Source organism: Providencia rettgeri, from assembly GCF_001874625.1.
Taxonomy (GTDB): Bacteria; Pseudomonadota; Gammaproteobacteria; order Enterobacterales; family Enterobacteriaceae; genus Providencia; species Providencia huashanensis.
Genome location: NZ_CP017671.1, coordinates 2,055,723 through 2,067,445, shown reverse-complemented (window position 1 = coordinate 2,067,445; position 11,723 = coordinate 2,055,723). Strand labels below are relative to the sequence as shown.

Here is an 11,723-nt window from a genome sequence, read left to right as displayed (position 1 = left end):
AAATAACGTTTTGCATGGCTTATATAATTAATAATTAACATTCTATGAGTGACTTAACGGTTTCAAACATCACATCAACACCGCGTGCAATTTGTGCATAATCAGTCCATTCATCCGGATGATGACTAAGCCCATTGCGACTTGGGACAAATATCAGTCCCGTTTGGGTGATCTGTGCAAAAATCATCGTATCATGCCCTGCACCACTGACCATGCTACGAAAACGTAGCTTTTGAGCGCTGGCATGTTCTTGCATTAGAGTATGAATCTCGCTATTTAGCTCAGTCGGTTGAACATATAATGGCTGAATAATGTCACTGCCTATTCCCGCTTCAGTACTTTCTTGCTCTGTTAAAGCCATAATTTGAGCGATGACTTTTCTAAGGGCTTCATCGTTTTTAGAACGAATATCAACACTGAAGGTGACTTCACTTGGGATCACGTTAGCCCCATTTGGTAAAACCGCCAACCGTCCCACTGTCGCGACAGTATTATCCCCCGCAGCTTCTGCAAGCTTAGGGATTTGGCTGATAATTCGGCTAGCGCAAACAAGGGCATCTGCGCGCATATTCATCGGTGTTGTGCCAGCATGCCCTGCTTTACCTGTGAGTTTTATTTCTAACTGGCTAATACCAACAATTGTTTCGACGATGCCAACATCTTCATTCGCCTGTTCTAATACGGGACCTTGCTCAATATGTAATTCTAAAAAGGCTTTCACTTTTTTAGGGTCAAGCACAGCTTCTGACGCTTTGTCGGCATTAAAACCCGCAGCAGCCATTCGCTCAGCGGCACTTACCCCTTGCCTATCTTTTAATTGGTGCAATTCTTTGGTGCCAATTAGCCCCGTGATCACACTTGAAGCCATCAAGCCACGGCCAAAACTGGTTCCTTCTTCTTCCACCAGCGCAATCACCTCTAATGGGTACTTTGGTGTTAAGTTTTGTTCGCGTATCCGAGCAACAACATCTAACCCCGTGACTATCCCCGCTGGTCCATCAAATGCACCACCGTGAGGAACTGAATCAAAGTGAGAACCAATAATAACTGCCGGTAAATCAGGCTGTTGACCTTCCAAACGCCCATAAATATTTCCGATCGCATCTTCGCGAACGTGTAAACCTAACGCGGTCATTTCCTGCTTTAAATAATCACGAGCTTGTTTATCTTGCTCGCTATAGCTCATCCGCGTTGTACCTTGACCTGGTGTCGCGGTATATTCTGCCAATTGTTCTAAATGGCGCTGAATTCTTGAAGTACTTGTTTCCATTGTTTTATTTACCCCGCTACTGGAACAATATACGCAACCATAATGCCCGCTAATACCACAGAAACCATAGTGACAGAAATAAAACCACCCACTAACATTGGCCCTAACATATGGCTAGTTAATACTTGGCGCTCTTTTTCATCTTTTGTTAATGCATTAATCGCTTCATTGGTAATGATGTAATCTGCAGGGAAACCATACAATGCAGTGAGCGCAACAGCAAAAGCCATTTCTTTAGTCACGCCTAGAATTTTGCCAACAATCCATGATGCGATAAACATTCCAATCACTGCAGCACAAATTAATACCACCATCGGATAAACTAGGCGTAATAACATATCTGGGGTGGCATGGTTTAATGTATCAAAAATAAACAACATTAACGCCATAATAGCAAAGCCAAAGCCATTAGCCTTTTGCAATGGCTGCCTTTCTAAAAAGCCTAATGAAGATGCAATTACACCGAATAATAAGCACAGTACAAAAGGGCTAATACTAACAAAAGGTGCGGCAAAACTGGACGCTAAATATGCTAAATACCCTACGAAAGCTAGACGTAAGAATTTGAAATAGCTTGTATTATAGTGGCTAGGAATTTTTTTAAACATACGAGGCATTTCGTCTTCAGAAACGAGTGTTTTGACTTCAACCTCTTTTGTTTCTCCAGTAGCTAATGTTTCTTTCCATTGACCATTACGGTATTTTTCCAGAACTCGGCGCCCTTCTTTTTTTAACATTATTGCGGTTAACGGATAACCCGCAAAACCTTGCATAACATAAATTAAAATAGCGAAAACCGATAAATCAACCAAACCAGCTTCCGCTGCACCTTTTGACATAATTAGTGAAGAGACAATACCACCAACTAATGGAGGTACAGCAACCAATACTGTATTTAAATCGAATAGCATTACGCCAATAATTAAGGTAAAAATGATGATCCCTAAAATACCCGCTAATGAAACTAAAATAGTTTTCCACTGACGCAATAATTCTTTTAAAGATAACAGTGTTCCCATATTGGTAATTAGCAAATACATTAAGGCAATTGCCACCACTTGAGGAATACCCGCAATACTGACAATATCTTTTGGGAAAATAGTCCAATAACCGATTAAAAATAATACCGCACACACGAAAACAGAAGGAACCCACGCTTTCGTTCTAACCGCAATAGCATCCCCGATATATAATATCCCCACAATCAGAAACAGAGCTAACATCTGTGACATAACTTTTTCCCCGCATTTATCTTTTTTTATTAGATTATTTTTTGGTGTTATAAGCTTTTAATTTATCTTTTAACTTTATTAAAAAATTTATTTTGTTTGATAAAACATCAGTATTAAGAGCAATTCGCTGCAAAAATACAAAATTGCAACAAAAATCATAATAACACCGAAAATACAGATGTATAGATAACAAAACAGGAATTAAGTAGGTTAGAATAAAGGTAATAATCTTGTTCAATAGTCAGATATAACAACAGAAAGCATCGTCTCCTTAATATCATCTTAATGATAGTTCAGATATTAATATTTAATCTCACTTATTAGCTTATTTATAACAAGATCGACTATAGACTAAATTTTAATCTATGAAATTATATTCTATTGCTTCAGGATGTATTTTCAATAAATCTCGCGATAACAGCAGAAACAGCCTTACAAATATGACTAATATTTCCATTTTCGTGGAATATTATACTTTATTTAACCGTTAATCTGTTTCTCTTTATATTGCCACTGTAAAGGAGGATATACCTTTCGCTTTTTTTGCCTTTTCTAATACCTTATTTACTCTCTAAATGAGAAAAGCCCTATAACCATAATATGGCCATAGGGCTCGATTTGAGTTTAATAAAATAAGTTAATTACTCGTTTGCTGCTCTACTACAGACTTAGTGGTTTTTACCTTACGATTATTTTCAAAACCCGGTTGTGGGACTTTAATAAAGAATGTCAGAACACCTGCAAAAATATACAACCCTGTATACGCCCAAACCACGCCAACAATATCAAAGAAAGGTAAGACCAAACTGGCGATCGCAGGCGCAGCAAAGTTACTTAACCCAGCCGAAAGATTATAAATAGAAACCGCTGCGCCTTTATGGTTAGGCTCAATACTTGGGAAAACCGCAGTCATAGGTACAAAGGCAGCGACAAAAATCCCTAATAAAATGGCAGGTATTAAAGCAATCGCAAAGTTATGCCCAAAATAGACCGGTAAGTAGTAAAACATCAGGCTTGAGATAGCCATGCCTAAACAGCCAAACCACCTGACTTGGCGTATCCAACCTATATGCTCCCCAACAATCCCCCAGAAAATATTAGTAAAAATAGTCACAAAGAAGAACACGGCCCAAATTTGTAACCATTCTGAGATGGTAAACCCTAAGCGGTCAACAAATAGCAATGGCATGATGATCGCAAAACCAAACAGAGAAATCGTGTTAATGATGCGAATCAAACTGGCCATAAAGATATCTTTATTGGTGAATAAAATGGTCGCAGCACGCGACAATTCCGCCATTTTATCCTTCATGGGTAAGTTTACTTTTGAACGGTCTACTGGAACATGGCGTAAACTAAAATAAGCAATCGCACCACCAACTGCGACCCAGCCGATTGCCATCCATAATGTGCCGGTTTCCCCTATCATTGGAATAGAAAAACTAGGTAAATAGCTACCAATTACGCCTATCCCAACAGAATACATCGCCCAAAACCACCCAGTTGCGGCAGCAAGGTGAGCTCGGGGGATCACCTGTACTAACATCATCATAAATGAGTAAATAAATAGCGGGTAAGCCAACCCACGAATACCGTAAAATAATAACATTAGAGTATAGCTTTTCAGGCCTAAACCAAAAGCCATAAATAAGGCATGCATCACTATCCACAGAATAAACCCAATCATCATCGCTTTAAGTGGAGTAATAATTTCAGCCACCACACCCGATGCCCATGCGGCAACCGCTGCCATTAAGCCATATACCGTAAATACCATAGCGGATTGCGTCGGTGTAAAACCTAAGTCAGTAATATGTTTGGATAAAAAAGCCATTTCAAAACCATCACCACTCATAAAAATAGCGATAGCGATGAACCCCCAGAACAAATGCTTAGGTAAACCAAGCCAATACTGCTTCTGTTCCATTGCAGTTTCCTCATTGTCATTTTGTTATTTTAATCAATCGCGAAGAGTTAACAGTAATGGCGGTGTGTAGGGAACACCGCCATACTGACTTACTGTGGCAGTAATTCCCTTGCTTGTTTTTGCTGTTGGTACAATAAACGGAATACATCAAGCCGTTGATGTAACCAAGTTTGGTATTGTTCTTGCGGTGAATAAGTGTCTAACACATCAGGTTTTTGGCATACTGTTTCGGTATCTCCGCCATCCGCCAGCCACGCTAGGCGTGCTGCACCTAACGCACCGGATGAACTTGCAGGGTGTGTAACAATCGGTATATCAATCACATCGGCAATTAATTGTGCCCAGACAGGGCTACGAGCTCCCCCGCCAGTTAAACTACAACGGCTAATTTGTGTGCCCGTTTCAGTTAGAACTTTCATGCCATCTGCAAGGGCAAACGTCACTCCTTCTATCACCGCATAACCAAGCTGAGCACGTGTTGTTTCATTCCTTAAGGCGAAAAAAGACCCCATTGCGTAAGGATCATTATGCGGAGTTCGTTCTCCAGAAAGGTAAGGTAAAAACACGGGAGATTGTTTTTTTTGCTGTTCAGTCAATTGGCCTACTTCATCCATCAATTGGTTTTCCGTTGTAGACAACAACTGGCAAAGCCAACGTAAACAGTTGGCGGCGCTTAGCATCACACTCATTTGATGCCAACGGTCTGGTAAAGCATGAGCAAATGCATGCACGCCTTGATGTGGTGCCGCCTGCAATTGATTGTTCACGACAAAAATGACACCTGACGTGCCAAGAGAGATTAATGCATCCCCTTCATTAACGGCACCAACCCCCACAGCGGAGGCGGCGTTATCCCCACCGCCTCCCGCCACAATAACATCTGCACTGAGCCCCCATTGGGAAGCTAAATCTGCACGAAGTACACTGCTTTTCTCTGCACCTTCCACTAAAGTAGGCATATGTTCGCGAGTTAAATTTGTTGCAGCCAATAATTCATCAGACCAATCACGCTTTGCGACATCGAGCCATAGGGTTCCTGAAGCATCTGACATATCACTGATAAACTGTTCAGTCATTTTCCAGCGCAAATAGTCCTTTGGTAGCAATACCTTAGCAACTTGATTAAATACCTCAGGTTCATTACGTGCTACCCATAATAATTTAGGCGCAGTGAAACCGGGCATGACAAGGTTGGCACCTATTGTCAAAAACTCGGGGTGGTTTTCCATCAGCCATTCACATTCATTCGCGCTTCGGGTGTCATTCCATAAAATACAATCCCGTAGCACTTGATGATGATTATCAAGTAATACCGCACCATGCATTTGCCCAGATAAACCTATCGCTTTTACTGCTGCCCATGCTTCTGGTGCTTTTTGACGAAGTGTGGCTACCACCGAATTAGTCGCTTCCCACCAGCTATCTGGCGATTGTTCCGCCCACTGAGGGTGGGGCCTTTGCACGGTTAATGCCATATGGCTAGAGGAGACAATTTCTCCCTGCCCATTAATTAAAACTGCCTTCAATTCTGAAGTGCCGAGGTCTATTCCAAGGTACATCGACTTTCTCCTTACAGAGGTTGATGTGGTGATTTCAACCAGCGTTCAACATCTGCCACTGTATTTTTCATTAATTCATGAAACTGCGTTGAATGCGCTAATGTGCTAAATAGCATTTCACTGGAAACGAATTTTTCCAATGCATCACTGGCATTCATCAAGGGTAGATAATATGCAGCATCAAGCACGCCATCTTGGTATTCATACGGTAATTTGCCTTGTGCCCAACGCTGTAAAAAGACAAAAAATAGTGCGGGAAGTACTGCTGTTGCTGCAGGAACTTGGCCTCGTTGATAGCATTCTTGTAGTGTTGGAGTGATAAAGCCTGGAATTTTTGATAAACCATCAGCGGCAACTCGCTGATTAGTATCTTTTATGTAAGGATTACTAAAACGAGCTAAAACGACATCGCGGTATTGCTCAAGATCTAGCGGGCTTGGTGATAACGAAGGGATGACATCTTGCGTTACATAGTTCCAAGCCATCTGTTTAATAGCCGCTTCACGGGTGCTATCATCAATAAAATTCAAACCAATGAGTGTTCCCGCCCAAGCAATACAGCTATGGCTTGCATTCAAAATACGGATTTTGGCTTCTTCCCACGGTAATACTGAATCCACCATTTCAACATCGACATTTTCTAGTGCTGGACGCCCATTAATAAAGTCATCTTCAATTACCCACTGAATGAATGCTTCCCCCATTACCGGAGCTTTATCATCCCAGCCTGTATGTTGTTTTACACGTTCAGCCACATCTGGTGTTGGCCGAGGTGTGATCCTATCTACCATGGTATTTGGTGAGCGAGTGCTTTCTTTTACCCACTGATATAATTCTGTTTCACCTTTTAATTGTAAAAAAGATAAAAAACCATGCCTGAAACGCTCACCGTTATGACGTAAATTATCACAGTTTAATAAGGTTACCGGCTCACCATGTGCGGCTAAGCGTGCCCGTAAAATATGGGTCAATGCACCATAAATAGTACACATTGCGCCTGCCAAATCAGCCTTGATATCTGGTTGCTCAGCATCCAGCTCATGCTGTGGAGTCAAATAATAACCTGCTTCTGTTACGGTAAATGCGATCACTCGAGTCGCTTTATCACAACCTTGTTCAACGAGTTGGCTTAAATTAGAGTCCCAATGAAGTATTTTACGCACCGAGGTAATTTTTTCGTACTGACGTTCCCCTTCAGGGGAAACCGTTTCGAGTGTGTATTCTCCATTTTGTTTAGCTAAGTTATCAAGCAATGTATTAGCATCATTGCGGATATTCCCTAATGCGATTGACCAACTATCATCACCTTGTTGAATTAAGCGGTGTAAGTACCAAGCTTGATGAGCACGATGAAATGACCCAGCACCGATGTGCATCCACACTGATTTTTGCTTTAACATTGTGACCCCTTAACTTAGAATAAATATTTGCTACAAGTTTGGGCATATGCCCGTTTGTTATATTTTAGTTTCAACTTGATCACAATTACTGCGATAATGCTCACAATATTGACTTTTGCCCTTTTAATAAGCAATTGCCCAGAATTACAATATCGTAAAAAAGCAGGAGACAGTCCATGCAGAAAGAATTAAAAAAAATGGAGCAAGCAGCGCGTGCAGCATGGTTATATTTTGTGGCAGGCAAAACTCAACAAGAAATTGCTCATGAACTTGGTTTATCACGACAAGTAGCACAACGCCTTATTTCACTAGCCAAAGAACAAGGCATGGTCCATGTTCAGATCACTCACCCAATTACTGAGTGCCTTAAACTCGCCAATGAAATTCAACAGAAATACCAACTCACACATTGTTGTGTGGTTCCATCAGGCCAGCTTGATACTGGCTCAACCCTCGATATGATTTCAGTGGCTGGCGCTGAATTAATGGAACAATTAATCGAACAAGACAACCCCCAAGTGATCGGTATTGGTTCAGGCCGAACATTACGAAGTATTATTGATGCCCTTCCTTACCTAGAAACCCCGCAACATCAATGTGTTTCATTGATTGGCGCTATCGCTCGGGACAGTTCGGCAACACGTTATGATATTCCACTGCGTTTTGCAGAAAAGCTGCAATGTCGCCATTATATCTTACCTGCCCCGCTATATGCAGATAGCCCAGAAGATAAGGCCATGTGGTGCCAACACCGTGTGTATAAGGAAGTAACAGAAAAAGCCTTAAATGCAGACATAACTTTTATTGGTATTGGTGAGGTGGGAAAAGGCTGCCCGCTGAATTCGGAAGGCTTTGTCACCGATGAACAACTGGAAATGTTACTTGAGAAAGGCGTAGCCGCTGAGCTATTAGGCCATTTTATTCAAGCCAATGGGGAAAGGCTATCGACAGCGTTAGATGACACACACACCAGCGTCCCTCTATTTGCACCACCGAATAAACCTGTTATTGCTTTTGCTGGGGGTTCCCATAAAACTCACGCGATACAAGCGGTATTAAATGGCGGTTGGGTCACAGGGTTAGTAACCGATGAAGCCACAGCTCATCATTTATTAGGAAATAATTAAAACAGAAACTCAGGCGATAATGCATCGCTTGAGTTTCTTCTTTTTTATAACGAATCATTCCATTAAAAAATGGTTTGTTCAGTTTATAAGGTTAATATTACCCCTGTGCTAACCAGTGATGACACAGCATACCGAGCAAAGTAAAGACCAACGCGCCAATAACATGGATGGCAATGGTGCTGATGGCAAAGCCAAATTTCCCCTCTTGAATTAAAACGACCACTTCAAGTGAAAATGTGGAGAAAGTGGTGAATGCACCACAAAAGCCCGTCACAATAAATAACTTATAGGCGGGGCTAATATTGGCGTTGGCAAAATAAGAAATAGCAAAACCAATAACAAAGCCACCCACTAAGTTGACAACAACAGTACCAAGGGGAATATTGGGATAAAAGTGATTAAGTTTCAGGCTAACAAACCACCTTAACCACCCACCGAGAACAGAACCCAGCGCTATTGCAAATAAAGAGGCATACATAGAAACTTCCTTTAATGTCTGGCGGGATAAATGAAAGGAAAGTTTCCTATTAGATCATTCATGCCCTAAATTCAGGGCACATAATACCTACGTACCCTATCTTTTGAAAAGGTTAACGTAGGCATCATCAGCCCTACATGGGCGGTTTTGTAACAGGAGGAATGCCATCTCCCATAGTTCTACATAAAATCATAATGTTATTTATTATATTATGTGAACTCTTTTTAAAAACATACTCCTAAATAATTCAAGTTGCAACTCGTCAAGGCGAGAGATTAAAAAGAAGTAAGCATATAATTTATTTAGGAATATAAACTAATAGTCGATTCCCTTTTTCAATATCAAACGTCAGTGATGTGTAGTCATAATGTTCTAAATTTCCTTGATAAACCAATTCACGGACACCTGTACAAGGCTGATAAATCTCATGCTTATTCCATAATTGATTAAATAGCGCAGATTGCCCCACCAGCGTTTTTACTAATGTTTTGATATTAGGGTCATTTTTAGTCAAAGCATAATCACGACGAAAACTTGCGAGTAACTGTTTAGCGACTAACGGCCAATCCGCAAACCGTTCTTGATAGCGAAGGTCTGTGAATAATAAATAAAGAAAATTACATAAATACGGTTCAGCTTCGGAAAAATGAAAATAATCATCAGCACGTGAATTATAAGCCAGTACATCCCAATGCAAATTAAGCACATAACATAAATAGTTATCTGGAAAATCAGTGATCATTTTTGAAATTGCCGAAGGCACACAGTGTTCTGTATTTCCAGTCGCTATAGGCTCTCTGTTATGCGTAAGTAGATAAAGATGCTGGCGTTCAGCCGTATTTAAATTAAGTGCGTTTGACAGGTTATCAAGAAATTGCGTTGAAACCCCTATCTCTCGGCCCTGTTCAAGCCATGTGTACCACGTCAAACCAACACCAGCGAGTGCGGCAACTTCTTCTCGGCGCAATCCTGGCGTTCGACGGCGAGTTGTGCGTGGTAAACCGACTGATTCAGGAGAGACACTTTCACGTTTTTGCTTTAAAAAATCAGCCAACTCAGGGCGGTTACGTTCTCTATTTTTCATAACCTATTGCTTTTAGTAATAGTATAACTAGTTAAATTGTATCAGGATAATGCATTCATTATAGTCCCCATTTATTTGTCTGTCTAAATGGGAAAAATATGAACCGACACCAAAGTATTGCGCTATTTGTTTTATTACTGGCAGGTTTTGTGACAATTTTTGATTTGTTTGTTGTCAATGTAGCCATTGTAAGTATCCAGCAATCATTGAATGCCAATCTGACACAAATCACACTCATCATTGTCGGCTATGAATTAGCATTTGGGCTGCTGCTGATCACGGGGGGACGATTGGGCGATATTTATGGCAAAAAAAGCTTATATCGTGTCGGAATGACGCTGTTTACAATCACCTCTCTACTTTGCGCTTTAGCACCAACGGCATCTTTATTAGTCACTTCTCGGTTTCTACAAGGGTTATCTGCTGCCTTATTGTTCCCTCAAGTCTATTCCAGTATCCGCATTAATTTTAATGAGCAGACAGCTAAAAAAGCCTTTGGCTATCTGGGAATGAGTTTAGGATTGGCCGCTATTGCTGGGCAAGCTTTAGGGGGTTGGTTAATTACACTCGACCTGTTTGGCTTAGGCTGGCGGACAATTTTTCTAGTCAACCTCCCCATTGGTGCGGTAGCTGTTTTTTTATCGGGTTTTCTACTTGAAGGCCATCGAATGAAAGTAAATTTAGATTGGTATGGTGTATTCCTGTCCAGTAGCGGTATTTGTTGCGCATTATTTCCATTACTCATGCTACCCGTCTGGGGATGGTCAACGATAGGCACAGTATTACTCATTAGTGGGATTATGCTTCTTACCTTATTCGTCTATCAAGAAAAACGATTAGAAAAGCAAGGAAAAGCACCGTTATTTACCCTATCCATTTTAACCCATCGTGACTTTGTCATTGGGCTTTTGGTTGTCATGAGCGTGTACGCAACATCATCTGCTTTCCCTTTGATGCTATCGTTGCTACTGCAAAAAGGCATGGGCTTAACCCCGTTTTTATCCGGTTTAATATTTGTTCCTTCAAGTATTGGTTTTGTTATCTCATCAATTATAACGCCATATTGGACCCGTCGTTATGGTGACCGAGTCATATTTTGGGGGGCCATATTCTACGCAATAAGTTATGTGCTACTCCTGATAGCATTGTATGCTTTTTCATTAAACAGCCCAGTGGAATGGCTATCTCCAATATTATTCTTCATCGGCTTTACACAAGGCATGATTATGACGCCAATGTTAAATCTCGTGTTAGCAAAAGTCACCCCTGAGCTTGTCGGCCAAGCATCAGGTTTTACCGCAACACTACAACAAATTGGCGCGGCGATGGGGGCGACAAGTGTTTCGGTCATTATGCAATATGCATTGGCGGCTATGCCAAAACAATTACCATTTGAACAATTAAAATGGGCCATCAGTTGGGGGCTAGGGTTTAATGTATTGATGGCAATCTGTGCCGCTGTTTTGTTATTGATGATCACTGGGCGGTTGACCTTGCTGTATAAAAAATAGCTTACAGCACGGTTTCGCTATCAACGTAGCTCTCGGCATGGTGGTTTGCTTTTACAGCATCACCATGCCGCTTAAAAAAGACAAAAATCAATCACCCTTAGGAGGATTGTCATGTGCCATAGGCTCACCAACAGG

9 protein-coding genes and 1 riboswitch are annotated in these 11,723 nt (G+C 41.1%); of the genes, 2 read left to right on the top strand and 7 right to left on the bottom strand.

Annotated elements, in window-relative coordinates; all coding sequences use genetic code 11:
• Positions 1 to 34: 34 nt before the first annotated feature.
• The 5 genes from RB151_RS09455 to dalD form a co-directional block, all read right to left on the bottom strand.
• Complete coding sequence (locus RB151_RS09455) at positions 35 to 1,270, bottom strand: Zn-dependent hydrolase (protein ID WP_042844103.1); 1,236 nt, start codon at positions 1,268 to 1,270, stop codon at positions 35 to 37.
• A gap of 8 nt (positions 1,271 to 1,278) precedes the next feature.
• The gene (locus tag RB151_RS09450) at positions 1,279 to 2,502 is read right to left on the bottom strand and encodes a hypothetical protein (protein WP_042844104.1); all 1,224 of its coding nucleotides are present in this window, start codon (positions 2,500 to 2,502) and stop codon (positions 1,279 to 1,281) included.
• A gap of 637 nt (positions 2,503 to 3,139) precedes the next feature.
• Positions 3,140 to 4,429, bottom strand: a complete 1,290-nt coding sequence (locus tag RB151_RS09445) for an MFS transporter (RefSeq protein ID WP_042844105.1) — start codon at positions 4,427 to 4,429, stop codon at positions 3,140 to 3,142.
• Positions 4,430 to 4,518: 89 nt separating this feature from the next.
• Complete coding sequence (xylB, locus tag RB151_RS09440; RefSeq protein ID WP_048606978.1) at positions 4,519 to 5,988, bottom strand: xylulokinase; 1,470 nt, start codon at positions 5,986 to 5,988, stop codon at positions 4,519 to 4,521.
• A gap of 11 nt (positions 5,989 to 5,999) precedes the next feature.
• Positions 6,000 to 7,388: a D-arabinitol 4-dehydrogenase gene (gene dalD / locus RB151_RS09435; protein WP_048606977.1), complete on the bottom strand. Its 1,389-nt coding sequence runs from the start codon at positions 7,386 to 7,388 to the stop codon at positions 6,000 to 6,002.
• A gap of 176 nt (positions 7,389 to 7,564) precedes the next feature.
• Here dalD and RB151_RS09430 point away from each other — a divergent pair, with 176 nt between their 5' ends.
• Positions 7,565 to 8,515, top strand: coding sequence for a sugar-binding transcriptional regulator (locus RB151_RS09430; protein ID WP_048606975.1), 951 nt, complete (start codon positions 7,565 to 7,567; stop codon positions 8,513 to 8,515).
• A 97-nt stretch (positions 8,516 to 8,612) separates the two neighbouring features.
• Here the strand turns inward: RB151_RS09430 and crcB are convergent, their stop codons facing one another.
• Both crcB and RB151_RS09420 read right to left on the bottom strand, forming a co-directional pair.
• Entirely contained in the window at positions 8,613 to 8,993 is a 381-nt protein-coding gene (gene crcB, locus RB151_RS09425; protein ID WP_042844110.1) for a fluoride efflux transporter CrcB, read from the bottom strand.
• 111 nt (positions 8,994 to 9,104) lie between these two features.
• Positions 9,105 to 9,174: riboswitch (Fluoride riboswitch) on the bottom strand.
• Positions 9,175 to 9,291: 117 nt separating this feature from the next.
• A complete protein-coding gene (locus RB151_RS09420) occupies positions 9,292 to 10,077 on the bottom strand; it encodes a helix-turn-helix transcriptional regulator (protein ID WP_042844111.1) in 786 nt (261 codons plus the stop codon).
• 98 nt (positions 10,078 to 10,175) lie between these two features.
• On the opposite strand from RB151_RS09420, the gene RB151_RS09415 reads away from it, so the two are divergent.
• Positions 10,176 to 11,588, top strand: a complete 1,413-nt coding sequence (locus RB151_RS09415) for an MFS transporter (protein WP_071548013.1) — start codon at positions 10,176 to 10,178, stop codon at positions 11,586 to 11,588.
• The last annotated feature ends 135 nt before the right edge of the window (positions 11,589 to 11,723 follow it).

Coding starts and splice junctions, on each gene's coding strand:
- RB151_RS09415 (WP_071548013.1), top strand. CDS start 10,176: ATGAACCGACACCAAAGTATTGCGCTATTTGTTTTATTACTGGCAGGT.
- RB151_RS09450 (WP_042844104.1), bottom strand. CDS start 2,502: ATGTCACAGATGTTAGCTCTGTTTCTGATTGTGGGGATATTATATATC.
- crcB (WP_042844110.1), bottom strand. CDS start 8,993: ATGTATGCCTCTTTATTTGCAATAGCGCTGGGTTCTGTTCTCGGTGGG.
- RB151_RS09430 (WP_048606975.1), top strand. CDS start 7,565: ATGCAGAAAGAATTAAAAAAAATGGAGCAAGCAGCGCGTGCAGCATGG.
- dalD (WP_048606977.1), bottom strand. CDS start 7,388: ATGTTAAAGCAAAAATCAGTGTGGATGCACATCGGTGCTGGGTCATTT.
- xylB (WP_048606978.1), bottom strand. CDS start 5,988: ATGTACCTTGGAATAGACCTCGGCACTTCAGAATTGAAGGCAGTTTTA.
- RB151_RS09455 (WP_042844103.1), bottom strand. CDS start 1,270: ATGGAAACAAGTACTTCAAGAATTCAGCGCCATTTAGAACAATTGGCA.
- RB151_RS09420 (WP_042844111.1), bottom strand. CDS start 10,077: ATGAAAAATAGAGAACGTAACCGCCCTGAGTTGGCTGATTTTTTAAAG.
- RB151_RS09445 (WP_042844105.1), bottom strand. CDS start 4,429: ATGGAACAGAAGCAGTATTGGCTTGGTTTACCTAAGCATTTGTTCTGG.